At 62.3% G+C, this 13,785-nt stretch carries 13 protein-coding genes; 10 read left to right on the forward strand and 3 right to left on the reverse strand.

Annotation, left to right across the window (positions count from 1 at the left end; genetic code table 11):
- Positions 1-26: 26 nt before the first annotated feature.
- Both HX790_RS28640 and HX790_RS28645 read right to left on the reverse strand, forming a co-directional pair.
- Entirely contained in the window at positions 27-1,016 is a 990-nt protein-coding gene (locus HX790_RS28640) for a 2-hydroxyacid dehydrogenase (RefSeq protein WP_017136571.1), read from the reverse strand.
- 176 nt (positions 1,017-1,192) lie between these two features.
- Positions 1,193-3,946: a response regulator gene (locus tag HX790_RS28645; RefSeq protein WP_017136570.1), complete on the reverse strand. Its 2,754-nt coding sequence runs from the start codon at positions 3,944-3,946 to the stop codon at positions 1,193-1,195.
- 231 nt (positions 3,947-4,177) lie between these two features.
- On the opposite strand from HX790_RS28645, the gene HX790_RS28650 reads away from it, so the two are divergent.
- Both HX790_RS28650 and HX790_RS28655 read left to right on the forward strand, forming a co-directional pair.
- Entirely contained in the window at positions 4,178-4,903 is a 726-nt protein-coding gene (locus HX790_RS28650; protein WP_017136569.1) for a response regulator transcription factor, read from the forward strand.
- On the forward strand, positions 4,890-6,248 hold the full coding sequence (locus HX790_RS28655) for a sensor histidine kinase (RefSeq protein ID WP_176992592.1): 1,359 nt from the start codon (positions 4,890-4,892) through the stop codon (positions 6,246-6,248). Before HX790_RS28650 ends, HX790_RS28655 begins: the two co-directional genes overlap by 14 nt.
- A 3-nt stretch (positions 6,249-6,251) precedes the next feature.
- Here the strand turns inward: HX790_RS28655 and HX790_RS28660 are convergent, their stop codons facing one another.
- Complete coding sequence (locus HX790_RS28660; protein ID WP_017136567.1) at positions 6,252-6,767, reverse strand: DUF2062 domain-containing protein; 516 nt, start codon at positions 6,765-6,767, stop codon at positions 6,252-6,254.
- Between the two features lie 134 nt (positions 6,768-6,901).
- Here HX790_RS28660 and HX790_RS28665 point away from each other — a divergent pair, with 134 nt between their 5' ends.
- The 8 genes from HX790_RS28665 (at position 6,902) to murB (ending at position 13,757) form a co-directional block, all read left to right on the forward strand.
- Positions 6,902-9,127, forward strand: coding sequence for a DNA internalization-related competence protein ComEC/Rec2 (locus tag HX790_RS28665; RefSeq protein ID WP_017136566.1), 2,226 nt, complete (start codon positions 6,902-6,904; stop codon positions 9,125-9,127).
- A 109-nt stretch (positions 9,128-9,236) separates the two neighbouring features.
- Positions 9,237-9,872, forward strand: a complete 636-nt coding sequence (locus tag HX790_RS28670) for a MotA/TolQ/ExbB proton channel family protein (RefSeq protein WP_016969293.1) — start codon at positions 9,237-9,239, stop codon at positions 9,870-9,872.
- Complete coding sequence (locus HX790_RS28675) at positions 9,869-10,297, forward strand: biopolymer transporter ExbD (protein ID WP_017136564.1); 429 nt, start codon at positions 9,869-9,871, stop codon at positions 10,295-10,297. Before HX790_RS28670 ends, HX790_RS28675 begins: the two co-directional genes overlap by 4 nt.
- Positions 10,297-11,307: a tetraacyldisaccharide 4'-kinase gene (lpxK, locus tag HX790_RS28680; protein ID WP_017136563.1), complete on the forward strand. Its 1,011-nt coding sequence runs from the start codon at positions 10,297-10,299 to the stop codon at positions 11,305-11,307. The genes HX790_RS28675 and lpxK overlap by 1 nt, the downstream gene beginning before the upstream one ends.
- 23 nt (positions 11,308-11,330) lie before the next feature.
- A complete protein-coding gene (locus HX790_RS28685) occupies positions 11,331-11,516 on the forward strand; it encodes a Trm112 family protein (protein WP_003174668.1) in 186 nt (61 codons plus the stop codon).
- Positions 11,513-12,277, forward strand: coding sequence for a 3-deoxy-manno-octulosonate cytidylyltransferase (kdsB, locus tag HX790_RS28690; protein ID WP_017136562.1), 765 nt, complete (start codon positions 11,513-11,515; stop codon positions 12,275-12,277). Before HX790_RS28685 ends, kdsB begins: the two co-directional genes overlap by 4 nt.
- Positions 12,277-12,741: a low molecular weight protein-tyrosine-phosphatase gene (locus HX790_RS28695; protein WP_017136561.1), complete on the forward strand. Its 465-nt coding sequence runs from the start codon at positions 12,277-12,279 to the stop codon at positions 12,739-12,741. Before kdsB ends, HX790_RS28695 begins: the two co-directional genes overlap by 1 nt.
- Positions 12,738-13,757 carry a UDP-N-acetylmuramate dehydrogenase gene (murB, locus tag HX790_RS28700; RefSeq protein WP_017136560.1) on the forward strand — a complete coding sequence of 340 codons (1,020 nt, stop codon included), beginning with the start codon at positions 12,738-12,740 and terminating at the stop codon, positions 13,755-13,757. Before HX790_RS28695 ends, murB begins: the two co-directional genes overlap by 4 nt.
- Positions 13,758-13,785: the final 28 nt, after the last annotated feature.

The following is a 13,785-nucleotide window of genomic DNA, read 5'->3' on the forward strand; positions in this document are numbered from 1 at the left end:
TCATGAGCCTGGTATATGACCGCTGATCAACCTTGCACAAGGTTCTGCGGCTGGCCATCGGCCCACGCGGCAATGTTGGCCAGCGTGGTGGCTGCGATTGCCGCCAGGGCTTCACGGGTCAGGAATGCCTGGTGGGCAGTGATGATCACGTTGGGAAAGGTCAGCAGGCGTGCGAGTACGTCGTCCTGCAGCGGCAGGTCGGAGCGATCCTCGAAAAACAACTGGGCCTCTTCCTCATACACATCCAGGCCCAGGTAGCCGAGTTGGCCGTTCTTGAGGGCCTCGATCAAGGCTGGCGTGTCCACCAGGCCACCGCGTCCGGTGTTGATCAGCATGGCGCCAGGCTGCATCTGTGCCAGGGAACGTGCGTTGATCAGGTGTTTGCTGTCGGCGGTCAGTGGGCAGTGCAGGCTGATGATCTGTGCCTGGGCCAATAGCTCTGGCAGGTTTACATAGCGGGCGCCAAGGGCCTGGACCTGCGGATTGGGGAATGGGTCGTAGGCGAGTAACTGGCAGCCGAACCCGGCCATGATCTTGGCAAAGGTGGCGCCAATCTGCCCGGTGCCGACCACGCCGACGGTTTTGCCGACCAAATCGAACCCGGTGAGCCCGTGCAGGCTGAAATCGCCATCGCGGGTGCGGTTATAGGCGCGGTGCAAGCGGCGGTTGAGGGCCAGGATCAGCGCAACCGCATGCTCTGCCACCGCGTGGGGCGAGTAGGCCGGTACGCGCACGATACTCAGGCCCAGGCGCTGGGCGGCGGCCAGGTCGACATGGTTGTAACCGGCCGAGCGCAGGGCAATCAGGCGCGTGCCGCCGGCGGCCAGGTGTTCCAGCACCGGTGCGCTGAGGTCATCGTTGATAAAGGCGCAGACCACTTCGTGGTGTTCGGCCAGGGCCACGGTGTCGAGGTTCAGGCGGGCCGGTTGGAATTGCAGCTCTACACCTGCCGGCAGCGGCTCGCCGAGAAAGCTGTCGCGGTCGTAGGTCTGGCTGCTGAAAAGAATGACGCGCATTAAAAATGCTCCCTGCAATCACTGAGTTTTAGGTAGGCCGATGTGGGCACCGGGCTTTTTGTGGGAGCTGGCTTGCCTGCGATGCGGGCAACTGGGTCTGGCTGTTCACCGCGTTGATGCTATCGCAGGCAAGCCAGCTCCCACACAAGCCCGCTCAACACAGGCCTGGAGAAGCCTCAGGCGCTGACCCGTGCCTCACTGGCCAACCGCGCAATCGCCATGTCCAGTTCATCCAGCGCGGCGATGGCCTTGGCGTCGTCTTGCTTGAGCAAGGTTTCCGCGCGCTGGCAGGCGGCGCGCAATTGCGGCACGCCGCAGTAGCGGGTGGCGCCATGCAGGCGGTGCACGCGTTCGATCAGCGCATTGTTGTCTTTGGCTTCACGGGCGGCGGTGATCGCCAGGCGATCGGCTTCCAGCGAGGCCAGCAGCATGGCGAGCATGTCGGCGGCCAGGTCGGCTTTGTTGGCCGCCAGACGCAGGCCTTCCTCATGATCCAGTACCAGCAGTTGCACGCCGGGTGCCAAGCCGTCAGTCGCGCGCTCCGGCCCTTGATTGCGCAGGGCCAGGCCGGTCCACTTCAACACTACTTGGGCCAACTGCCGCTCGCTGATGGGTTTGGTCAGGTAATCGTCCATACCGCTTTGCAGCAGCGCGCGTTTTTCGTTGGCCATGGCGTGGGCGGTGAGGGCGACCACCGGCAGCGGCGTACCGTGGCGTTCGCTTTCCCATTGGCGGATCGCCTCGGTGCTTTGGCGCCCGTCCATGCCGGGCATTTGTACGTCCATCAGCACCAGGTCGAAGGTTTCCTGCTTCACCGCGTCAATGGCCGCATAACCGCTTTCGACCGCGTGCACCTTGGCGCCCATGTCTTCGAGCAACGTTTGCACCAGCAACAGGTTGGCCGGGTTGTCGTCCACGCAGAGTACGCGCGGCGCTCGGCTGGAGAGCGGTTCGCCGGGTTCGCTGCGCAATGGGCGCGGGCTGATCAAATCGGCCAGTGCACGGCGCAGTTTGCGCGTACACGCAGGTTTGGCCTGCAACTGGCTGTTGGGGTTGGGCACTGACTGGTTGAACAACATCTGTTCGGTGGTCGGGCACAGCACCAGCACCTTGCAGCCCAGGTGTTCCAGGTCCCATAGATGCTGGTTGAGGCGTTCGGGCGGAATGTCATTGGCGGTGACACCGAGCACTGCCAGGTCGATTGCCTGTTCAGTCTGGTGTGCGCTGGTGATGCCGTTGGTCAGGCTTTCCAGGGTATTGAACGGTGTGACTTGCAGGCCGCAATCTTCCAGTTGGTGCTGCAACGCCTGGCGCGCGAGCTCGTGGTTTTCCAGCACGGCCACACGACGGCCGAGCAGCGGCGGGGAGGGCAGGTCTTCGGCGTCGTCGCGGGTTTTGGGCAGGCTCAGGCTGATCCAGAACTCCGAGCCTTCGCCCGGTGTGCTGTCGACGCCGATCTCACCGCCCATTTGCTCGATCAGCCGCTTGGAAATCACCAGGCCCAGGCCGGTGCCGCCGGGTTGGCGCGACAGCGAGTTGTCGGCCTGGCTGAAGGCCTGGAACAACGCACGCACGTCCTGGTTCGACAGGCCGATGCCGGTGTCTTGCACACTGATGCGCAGTTGCACGCTGTCTTCCTGTTCGTCTTCGACCATCGCGCGGGCAACAATAGTGCCTTCGCGGGTGAACTTGATCGCGTTGCTGATCAGGTTGGTGAGGATCTGCTTGAGGCGCAACGGGTCGCCCACCAGTGCCAGCGGCGTGTCGCGGTACACCAGGCTGACCAGCTCAAGCTGTTTGGCATGGGCGGCGGGGGCGAGGATGGTGAGCGTGTCTTGCAGCAAGTCGCGCAGGTTGAAGGGCACACTGTCGAGCACCAGCTTGCCGGCTTCGATTTTCGAGAAGTCGAGGATCTCGTTGATGATACCCAGCAGGTTGTCGGCGGATTTTTCGATGGTGCCCAGGTAATCCAGCTGACGCGGCGACAGCTCGCTTTTTTGCAGCAGATGAGTGAAACCCAGGATGCCGTTGAGCGGCGTGCGGATTTCATGGCTCATGTTGGCGAGGAACTCCGACTTGATCCGGCTGGCCTCCAGGGCCTCCTTGCGCGCCAGGTCCAGCTCGATGTTCTGGATCTCGATGGTTTCCAGGTTCTGACGCACATCTTCGGTGGCCTGATCGATACTGTGTTGCAGTTCTTCCTGGGCATTTTGCAGGGTTTCGGCCATGCGGTTGATGCCCGAGGCCAATTGGTCCAACTCCTGGCTGCCCAACGGTGGCAGGCGGGTTTCGAGGTTGCCGTCCTTGAGTTGGGCCACAGCTTGCTTGATCTGGCCGATGGGCGAGTTGATCGTGCGGCTGATGCGCAACGCCAGGGCGGCCGTGCAGATCAGGCCGATGGCGATCAGCAGCAGGCTGGCAAACAGGCTGCGATAACCGCGCAGCAACATGCCATTGTGCGACAGCTCCACTTCGACCCAACCCAGCAGGCGATCGGCTTCATCGGGGATCAATTCGCCCGCGAGGTTGCGATGGCGACCGAACACCGGCAGCAGGTAGCGCGTGGCGTCATTGCCACTGCGCTGCAGCAGGTGCGAACTGTTGCCGACCGGCGCAAGGTTGAGCATGGTCGGGCCGGCGTGGGCCAGGGACGAGCGGTCCGGTGCCAGGAACGACACCGCGCGCACGTCCGGTTGCTCCAGCGACTGAGTGGCGATGCGTTCAAGCAGGTCGGTGTTCTTGCTGCTCAACGCCGGGGCCACCAGCGGCGCCAATTGCTCGGCGATCATTTCGCCGCGTTGCAGCAATTGGGTCTGCAACTCCGACAGCTGCATCCAGGTGAAATAGCCCCCCAACAACAGGGCCATCAGGCTGGTCGGTAATAAGGTCAGCAACAGTACGCGGCCTTTTATCCCCATTCTTCTAAGCACGCCACTCTCCTGCTACCACACTGTTTTCGTTTATCTGCGCGGGCATCCGGCCCACGCCACCTGCGCAGTGTAGCCATTTGCGCAGTGTGGAACCTCGCAAATTAATGATCGACGTCAATCTCCGACATCAATCGCCGAGCGCAATCTTCGAGCCATCGGCAGCCTGGTGGCGATTGCCTGTCACCGTTTAATCTTGAATAATCAGTGATTGAGAATGACTTGCAGACGCTAATGAATCCCGCAGTTGGCCTACCCAGTATCCTGGCAATCGAAGACGACCCTGTATTGGGCGCCTATGTGCATGAGCAACTGGGCCGCTGTGGCTTCCAGGTCACCTGGTGCCAGAACGGCCAACAGGGCCTGCAGATGGCACGTGACCAGGCGTTCGACGTGGTGTTGATGGACATCCTGCTGCCGGGCATGGACGGTTTGTCGATTCTTACCCATTTGCGCCAGCACCATGCGACGCCGGTGATCCTCATGTCTGCGCTGGGCGCCGAGGCCGATCGCATCAGCGGTTTTCGCCTGGGTGCGGACGACTACCTGCCCAAGCCGTTCAGCATGGTTGAACTGCGTGTACGCATCGAAGCCATCCTGCGCCGCGTGGCCCTGGACCGGCGGCCGTTGCCGCTGCGTTTACCGGCACGCGACGATGCACGCAGCCTGCGTTTTGACGATGAACTGTACGACGTGTTCTTTCAAGAACACTGGGCCGGGCTGACGCGCAGCGAGTATCGCTTGCTCGAGACCTTGCACCGTAGCGCCGATGAAGTGCTCAGCAAAGCCTTCCTTTACCAGCATGTGTTGCAGCGCGGTTACGCGCCTCACGATCGCAGCCTGGACATGCATATCAGCCAGATTCGCCGCAAGCTCAAGGCCATCGGCTACAGCGAGCGCGAAGTGCGCACGGTGTGGGGCAAGGGTTATGTACTGAGCGGCCATGATGAAGGGCTTTGAGCGGCTGCCCGGCCGGCACTCGTTATTCTGGAAGCTCGCCTGCCTGCTGATCGCCTTCTGTTTGCTGATGATCTGGCTCAGTTGGTCCTGGGGCCGCTATATGGAAGAGCAGAACGCCTATGTGGCCGAGGAGTCCCGCGAGATTTTGCGCGGCTATGCCGCGGGCGCGGAATTGGCCTGGAGTACCCAGGGCAGTGCTGGCGTGGACACCTGGTTGCAGCTGATGGCCACGCGCGAATCGACCTGGATCGGGGTGATCGGCCACGACTTGCAGTCGCTGAGCAGCCTGCCGCTGAGCGACAAGGAAAGCCAGCGCCTGACTTTTCTGCGCGGGCTGGAGTGGCCGGTCAGCCGACACGTCAAAGGCCTGCCCTGGGTGAAAATCCCATTCCCGGTCAACCCTGGCGCCGGCTCGCTGGTGATCGAATTACCCAAGCGCTTTATGCCGGGGCGCTATCAGGTGTTCTGGCGCGTGGTGACCAACGGCGTGATTCCCGGCCTGTTTACCTTGCTGCTGTGCGTGGGGCTTTATCGGCTGCTGATCATGCCGCTGAACCAGTTGCGCGAGCAGGCCAACGCCTGGCGCGCCGATCAATTGAATACGCGCATGTCCCGCGAGGCCACCAGCCGCCAGGATGAATTGGGTGAGTTGGGCCGCGCCTTTGACCACATGTCCGAGCGTTTGCAGGGCACGGTGGAGTTGCAGCAACAGTTATTGCGGGACATGTCCCATGAGCTGCGCACGCCGTTGAGCCGTTTGCGCGTAGCCTGTGACAGTGAGCAGGATCTGGCGCAGTTGCGCGAGCGCCTGGGCCGGGAGATTGACGCCATGCAGCGCCTGGTGGAAGACAGCCTGCAACTGGCCTGGCTGGACAGCGAGCGAACGCGGTTACCCGAGGAAGCCATCCAGCTTCCGGCCTTGTGGGACATGCTGCGGGAAAACGCTTGTTATGAAAGTGACTGGCCAGCAGCGCGTTTGCCGTGTCTGTTGCCCGTCGACTGCTGGGTGCGCGGCAACCTGAATGCGCTGGCCCAGGCCCTGGAAAATATCCTGCGCAATGCCATTCGACATTCCCCCGCTCAGGGGCAGGTGACGCTGGACGGCTGTCGCGAGGGCGATGATTGGCATATTTGGCTGCAAGACCAGGGCGGCGGTATTGATGAGCAGGACTTGGAACGTATCTTTGCGCCGTTCACCCGCCTCGAAGGCTCACGGCCGGGTGATGGCGGTTATGGTCTGGGCTTGAGCATCGCCCGCAATGCGGTACAGCGCCAGGGTGGGACGTTGTGGGCGCAGAACAGCGCGCAAGGTTTGTGCGTGCACCTGCGGCTGCCAGCGCGCTAGCTGTCAGGTGCGTCGTTGTTTGCGCTTCTTCCACTGGTGCGCGACCCACCAGCGCCAGTAACCCATCGTCAGGCAGTAGGCCAGCGCGGCCAGCACCAGCCCGCACACCACGGAACCCAACAGGAACGGCTGCCACAGTGTGCCCAGTTGGCTGCTGATCCACTCCCAGGTCAGGTTGTCGGGCAGGCTGCGCGGCGGCGTGTTCATCAGCCAGGCGCCGGTCAGGTAGGTGCAGAAGAACACCACCGGCATGGTGATCGGGTTGGTCAGCCACACCAGGCTCACGGCAATCGGCATATTCCCGCGCACAGCGATCGCTAGCACAGCCGCCAATAACATCTGCAACGGAATCGGGATAAACGCCGCGAACAGGCCCACTGCCATGGCGCGGGCGACGGAATGGCGGTTCAGGTGCCAGAGGTTGGGGTCATGCAACAACGTGCCGAGAAATCGTAAGGACTTGTGTTCCCGGATACTCGTGGGGTCGGGCATGTACCGTTTGAATAAGCGCCGGGGCATAAGGGGTCCAGGTCAGTTCGAGGGGCAAGTATGCCCGCATTCTATAAACAGAAAATTCAGACTTTGTGACAAAACATCAGAGGCCGCGCGGGGTATCCGACTAAGACTAGTGGATCACTTGAAAAGGATGATTCATGAGAACAGGGATGTTCGCGTTCGGACTTGGCTTATTGTCGCTGCGATTTTTACCCGCACTGCCGGCCACCACATGGCTGCTGGCCATGTTGGTAGTGGCCCTGATGTTGCTGCCGTTTCGTACCTACCCGCTGGCGTTTTTGCTGTTGGGCGTGAGCTGGGCGTGCATGAGCGCGCAATGGGCGTTGGACGACCGATTAAGGCCGGCTCTGGACGGTCAGACTCGTTGGGTTGAGGGGCGCGTCATCGGGTTGCCGCAAAACACCAGCACCGGCGTGCGCTTTGAACTGACCGACAGCCGGTCACGCAAGGGCCGGCTGCCCAAGCGTATCCGCCTGTCCTGGCATAACGGCCCGCAGGTTAACAGCGGCGAGCGCTGGCGGCTGGCGGTCACGCTCAAGCGGCCGGCAGGCCTGCTCAATTTCCAGGGGTTTGACTACGAGGCCTGGCTGCTGGCCCAGCGCATCGGTGCCACCGGCTCGGTGAAAGATGGCCAACGCCTGGCGCCGGCTCGCCACGCCTGGCGTGACAGCGTCCGCCAGCGCCTGCTGGCGGTGGATGCTCAGGGCCGCGAGGCGGGGCTGGCAGCCTTGGTGCTGGGCGACGGCTCGGGGTTGGCAACCGAGGATTGGCGGGTGTTGCAGGACACCGGCACGGTGCACCTGCTGGTGATTTCCGGCCAGCACATTGGCTTGCTGGCCGGTTTGATCTACGCGCTGGTGGCCGGGCTGGCGCGCTACGGTTGCTGGCCCCGCGCCTTGCCCTGGCTGCCGTGGGCCTGCGGCCTGGCATTTGCTGCCGCGCTGGGGTATGGCCTGCTGGCGGGGTTCGGTGTGCCCGTGCAGCGGGCCTGCGTGATGGTCGGGTTGGTGCTGCTGTGGCGTTTGCGGTTTCGCCACTTGGGTGTGTGGTGGCCGTTATTACTAGCGTTCAATGCCGTGCTGGTGCTGGAGCCGCTGGCCAGCTTGCAGCCAGGGTTCTGGTTGTCGTTTGCCGCCGTGGCCGTGCTGGTGCTGGCATTCAGCGGGCGTTTGGGCGCGTGGAGCGTCTGGCAGGCGTGGACCCGGCCCCAATGGCTGATCGCCATTGGTTTGTTTCCGGTGCTGCTGGTGCTGGGGTTGCCCATCAGCCTCAGTGCGCCGGTGGCCAATCTGTTTGCCGTGCCGTGGATCAGCCTGGTGGTGCTGCCGTTGGCACTGCTGGGCACTGTACTGTTGGCGGTACCGTGGGTGGGAGAGGGCTTGTTGTGGCTGGCCGGTGGCGCGTTGGATGGCCTGTTCACAGGCTTGGCGCTGCTGGCCGGGCTGCGCGCAGCGTGGGTGCCCGCCGACGTGCCGTTGGGTTATTGGTTGATCAGCGTCACGGGCGCGGTGCTATTACTCTTGCCCAAAGGCGTGCCATTGCGGCTACTGGGCTGGCCGATGCTGCTGTTGGCCGTCTTTGCCCCTAAACCATTGGTGCCGCACGGGCAGGTGGAGGTGGTGCAATTGGATGTCGGCCAGGGGCAGGCGGTGATCCTGCGCACGCGCCATCACGCCATGCTCTACGACGCAGGCCCGCGCTCGGGGGTGGTTGACCTGGGCGCGCGCGTGGTGCTGCCATCCCTGCAAAAGGTTGGGGTGGCGGCGTTGGACGCGATGGTGATCAGCCACGCTCACGCTGACCATGCCGGCGGGGCCGCAGCGGTTGCCCGTGTGCTGCCCGTCGGGAGGGTTATCGGCGGAGAGACCGAAGGGCTGCCGGCTTTTCTCGCCGCCCAGCCCTGTAACAATGGCGAGCGCTGGGAGTGGGATGGCGTGTCATTCGAGGTGTGGCGATGGCCTGGCGCCACCAGCAGCAATCCGAAATCCTGCGTCTTGCAGGTACAGGCCCGTGGCGAGCGGTTGCTACTGACGGGTGATATTGATGAGGCGGCTGAAACAGCCTTTCTCGCTTCGCCCTTGGCGGTGCCGACCGATTGGCTGCAAGCGCCGCACCATGGCAGTCGCAGTTCCTCGTCCTGGGCGTTTTTACAGCGGCTTGCGCCCAAGTCGGTGCTGATTTCCCGCGGCCGTGGCAACGCATTCGGGCATCCCCATCCGCAGGTGATGGCGCGTTACCAGGCGCTGGGCAGCCGGGTCTACGACAGCGCCGAGCAAGGTGCCGTGCGTGTGCACCTGGGCAGTTTTAGAGCACCGGTTGTTGCGCGCAGTCAACGGCGATTCTGGCGCGAAGCGTTACCGTAATACAGGCTTACCAAACACCTGGGCCTGCGACAGGCGGGCCTGGCGCCTGCGAACCACGCCGGTGAACCTATATGGTAAAGTGGCGCACTTTTTCGAGGGGACATTCACTGTGTGGGAATTGGTCAAATCCGGCGGCTGGATGATGTTGCCGATTATCTTGAGCTCCATCGCCGCACTCGGCATCGTTGCCGAACGTTTGTGGACCCTGCGCGCCAGTCGCATAACCCCCGAGCATCTGCTGGGGCAGGTGTGGGGCTGGATCAAGAACAAACAGCTGGATAAAGAAAAACTCAAGGAGTTACGCGCCAACTCGCCGTTGGGTGAAATCCTCGCAGCAGGCCTCGCCAATTCCAAACATGGTCGCGAGATCATGAAAGAATGCATCGAAGAGGCCGCTGCCCGCGTCATCCACGAAATGGAGCGCTATATCAATGCGCTCGGCACCATCGCAGCCATGGCGCCGTTGCTTGGTTTGCTGGGCACGGTGCTGGGCATGATCGACATTTTCAGCTCGTTCATGGGTTCAGGCATGACCACCAACGCTGCCGTCTTGGCCGGTGGTATTTCCAAGGCCTTGATCACCACGGCAGCCGGCCTGATGGTCGGTATTCCGTCGGTGTTTTTCCACCGCTTCCTGCAGCGTCGCATCGATGAACTGGTGGTCGGCATGGAGCAGGAAGCCATCAAGCTGGTGGAAGTGGTGCAGGGCGATCGTGATGTCGATTTCGTTGAGGGTCGAGCGTGAAATTTCGCCGCAAGCAACGGGAGAATGTTGATATCAACCTGGCGTCGCTGATCGACGTGGTCTTTATCCTGCTGCTGTTTTTTGTCGTGACTACCACCTTCACCCGCGAAACCCAACTGCGCGTTGATTTACCCGAAGCAGTGAGTGGCTCACCGGCCGAAGACCAGGAAATTAAGCAGCTGGACATTGCCATCAGCGCCGACGGGGTGTTTTCGGTAAATAACCAATTGCTCGAAAAAAATGACCTTGCCAGCCTGATGGATGCCCTGCAGAAAGAGTCCGGCGGCGATACCAATATGCCGCTTTCCATCAGCGCTGACGGCAAAACCCAGCACCAAGCCGTGATCACCGCCATGGACGCCGCCGGCAAGCTGGGCTTCAGCCACCTGCGCATGACCACCGTCGAGGCGGCGAGCCCGCCCTGATGGCTATGTCCGATCGTTTGCTCAAGGCGTGGTACGAGGGCCATCCGGCACTCGTACTGCTGCGGCCGCTGGAATCTATTTACCGTCACGTTGTACAGCGCAAACGCGCGCGCTTCCTGGCGGGCGAGGGTGAGATTTACCAACCGCCGGTGCCTGTGGTGGTGGTGGGCAATATCACCGTCGGCGGCACCGGCAAGACGCCGTTGATCCTGTGGCTGATCGAACACTGCCGGCGCAGCGGCCTGCGGGTCGGCGTGGTCAGCCGCGGCTATGGTGCCAAGCCGCCGCAGTTGCCGTGGCGGGTCGAGGCCAGCCATAGCGCCGAAGTAGCGGGCGATGAGCCGTTGCTGATCGTTCAGCGCTGCGGCGTACCCCTGATGATCGATCCAGACCGCAGCCGCGCCGTCAAAGCCTTGCTGGCCAGTGAACCCCTTGACCTGATCCTCTCCGACGATGGCCTGCAGCATTACCGCCTGGCCCGCGACCTGGAACTGGTGCTGATCGACGCCGCCCGTGGTTTGGGCAACCGCCGTTGCCTGCCGGCCGGGCCTTTGCGCGAACCGGTGGAGCGCCTGCATAGCGTGGATGCGCTGTTGTACAACGGCGCCGGAGCCGATCGCGAGGATGGGTTTGCCTTTCGCCTGCAACCCACGGCGCTGATCAACTTGAAAACCGGTGAGCGCCAATCGGTGGAGCACTTTGCCGCCGGCCAGCGGGTCCATGCCGTCGCGGGTATCGGTAACCCGCAACGTTTCTTCAATACCCTCGAAACGCTACACTGGCAGCCGATTCCCCATGCATTTGCCGACCATGCGCCGTACAGCGCAGAGGTGTTGAATTTCACACCGTCATTGCCGTTGGTGATGACCGAAAAAGACGCGGTGAAGTGCCGCGCCTTTGCCCAGCCCGACTGGTGGTACCTTGCAGTGGATGCATTGCCGTCACCGGCGTTTGTGGCCTGGTTCGACACGCAATTGATGCGCCTGCTGCCCGCCCGACTTTTGCCTTAAACCGCTTTTTCCAGGAAATACTCATGGACACCAAACTGCTCGACATCCTCGCTTGCCCGATCTGCAAAGGCCCGCTCAAGCTCAGCGCTGATAAAACCGAGTTGATCAGCAAGGGCGCCGGCCTGGCTTATCCGATCCGTGATGGCATTCCGGTAATGCTGGAAAGCGAAGCCCGTACCCTGACCACCGATGAGCGCCTGGATAAATGACCACCGCCTTTACCGTTGTCATTCCTTCGCGCTACGCCTCCACGCGCCTGCCGGGCAAGCCGCTGCAATTGATCGGCAACAAGCCGATGATCCAGCTGGTGTGGGAACAGGCCTGCAAAAGCAGCGCCGAACGCGTGGTGGTTGCCACCGATGACCCGCGCATTATCGAAGCCTGCAAAGGTTTCGGTGCTGAAGCGGTGCTGACCCGTGAAGACCACAATTCCGGCACCGACCGCCTGGCCGAAGTCGCCACGCAGTTGGGGTTGGCGCCCGACGCGATCGTGGTCAATGTGCAGGGTGACGAACCCTTGATCCCGCCGTGCGTGATCGATCAGGTCGCCGCCAACCTGGCCGCGCACGGCGAGGCGCGTATGGCGACCCTGGCCGAACCCATCGAAGACATCGACACCCTGTTCAACCCGAACGTGGTCAAAGTGGTCAGCGATATCAATGGCCTTGCGCTGACCTTCAGTCGCTCGACCCTGCCTTGGGCGCGGGATGCGTTCGCCAAACAGCCCGACGTATTGCCCCAGGGCGTACCGTACCGTCGCCATATTGGCATTTATGCCTATCGCGCCGGTTTCCTGCATGACTTCGTCAGCTGGGGGCCGTGCTGGCTGGAAAACACCGAGTCCCTGGAACAGCTGCGTGCCCTGTGGCACGGTGTGCGTATCCACGTGGGCGATGCGCTGGAAGCGCCGCCAGCCGGTGTCGACACCCAGGAAGACCTTGAGCGCGTCCGTCGCCTGCTGGGGGCCTGATGGAGGTTCTGTTCGTCTGCCTGGGTAATATCTGCCGCTCGCCCACCGCCGAAGGTGTGCTGCGCCATAAATTGCGCGAAGCGGGGCTGGCCGGCCAGGTTGAAGTGGCGTCTGCCGGCACGGGTGAATGGCACATCGGCAACCCGCCGGACCAGCGCAGCCAGCGCGCGGCGCTGGTGCGCGGTTACGACTTGTCGGCCCAGCGTGCCCAGCAGGTTTCCCGTGCAGACTTTGCTCGATATGACCTGATCCTGGCCATGGATCACAGCAATCTGCGCAACCTCAAGGCGTTGCATCCTGGCCAAGGTAAAGCCGAGCTGGACTTGTTCCTGCGCCGCTATGACGCCGAGGTGGACGAGGTGCCAGACCCTTACTATGAAGGCGAGCAAGGCTTCGAACGGGTACTGGACCTGATCGAGCGGGCCTGTGATTTATTGGTGATCGAATTGAAGGGGCGGTTATGACCTTGCAAGTGCTTGCGCAGGTATCGCTCAAGCCATTCAACAGCTTCGGCATCGACGTGCGCGCCCAGTGGTTTGCCGAGGCCCGCAGCGACGCCGATGTGCGTGAAGCCCTGGCCTATGCAACGGCGCAGTCATTACCACTGTTGGTGATCGGCGGTGGCAGCAACCTGCTGTTGACCCAGGATATCCAGGCGTTGGTGTTGCGCATGGCCACCCAGGGCGTTCGGGTGCTGCAGGACGACGGTGTAAACGTGGTGGTCGAAGCCGAAGCGGGCGAAGCCTGGCACCCGTTTGTAGTGTGGACCTTGGAACACGGCTTCTGCGGCCTCGAGAACCTCAGCCTCATCCCAGGCACCGTCGGTGCTGCGCCGATGCAGAACATCGGCGCCTACGGTGTGGAGATCAAGGACGTGTTTGCCGGCCTCACCGCCCTGGATCGCCACACCGGCGAGCTGCGCGACTTCAGCCTGCAAGAATGCAACTTCGCCTACCGTGACAGCCTGTTCAAGCACGAAACCGGGCGCTGGCTGATCCTGCGGGTGCGTTTCGCCCTGAGCCGCGCCAGGCACCTCAAGCTCGACTACGGCCCGGTGCAGCAGCGCCTGGCCGGGCAGGGCATCACTGAGGCGACGCCGAGTGATGTCAGCCGTGCCATTTGCAGCATCCGCCGTGAAAAACTGCCCGACCCGGCAGAACTGGGCAATGCCGGCAGTTTCTTCAAAAACCCACTGGTGTCCCATGTGTTGGCGGCTGAGCTGAAGGCGCAGTATCCGGATCTGGTGGCATACCCGCAGGCCGATGGGCAGATGAAGCTCGCCGCTGGCTGGTTGATCGATAAAGCCGGCTGGAAAGGCTTTCGCGACGGCGATGCCGGCGTGCATAAACTGCAGGCGCTGGTGCTGGTCAACTATGGCGCGGCCACTGGGCATGATATTGCCAACCTGGCACTGCGCATCCAGCGTGATATTGCTGAGCGTTTCAAGGTCGATCTGGAAATGGAACCTAACCAGTACTGAGCGTTTGCAATCCCGTGAAAACAAAAAT

Source organism: Pseudomonas sp. IPO3747, assembly GCF_013385245.1.
In the GTDB taxonomy this organism is placed as follows: domain Bacteria; phylum Pseudomonadota; class Gammaproteobacteria; order Pseudomonadales; family Pseudomonadaceae; genus Aquipseudomonas; species Aquipseudomonas edaphica.

Excerpts from the sequence above, each read along its gene's own strand:
- HX790_RS28640 (WP_017136571.1), bottom strand. The coding sequence starts at position 1,016 with ATGCGCGTCATTCTTTTCAGCAGCCAGACCTACGACCGCGACAGCTTT.
- HX790_RS28650 (WP_017136569.1), top strand. The coding sequence starts at position 4,178 with ATGAATCCCGCAGTTGGCCTACCCAGTATCCTGGCAATCGAAGACGAC.
- HX790_RS28655 (WP_176992592.1), top strand. The coding sequence starts at position 4,890 with ATGAAGGGCTTTGAGCGGCTGCCCGGCCGGCACTCGTTATTCTGGAAG.
- HX790_RS28660 (WP_017136567.1), bottom strand. The coding sequence starts at position 6,767 with ATGCCCCGGCGCTTATTCAAACGGTACATGCCCGACCCCACGAGTATC.
- HX790_RS28665 (WP_017136566.1), top strand. The coding sequence starts at position 6,902 with ATGAGAACAGGGATGTTCGCGTTCGGACTTGGCTTATTGTCGCTGCGA.
- lpxK (WP_017136563.1), top strand. The coding sequence starts at position 10,297 with ATGGCTATGTCCGATCGTTTGCTCAAGGCGTGGTACGAGGGCCATCCG.
- HX790_RS28685 (WP_003174668.1), top strand. The coding sequence starts at position 11,331 with ATGGACACCAAACTGCTCGACATCCTCGCTTGCCCGATCTGCAAAGGC.
- kdsB (WP_017136562.1), top strand. The coding sequence starts at position 11,513 with ATGACCACCGCCTTTACCGTTGTCATTCCTTCGCGCTACGCCTCCACG.
- HX790_RS28695 (WP_017136561.1), top strand. The coding sequence starts at position 12,277 with ATGGAGGTTCTGTTCGTCTGCCTGGGTAATATCTGCCGCTCGCCCACC.
- murB (WP_017136560.1), top strand. The coding sequence starts at position 12,738 with ATGACCTTGCAAGTGCTTGCGCAGGTATCGCTCAAGCCATTCAACAGC.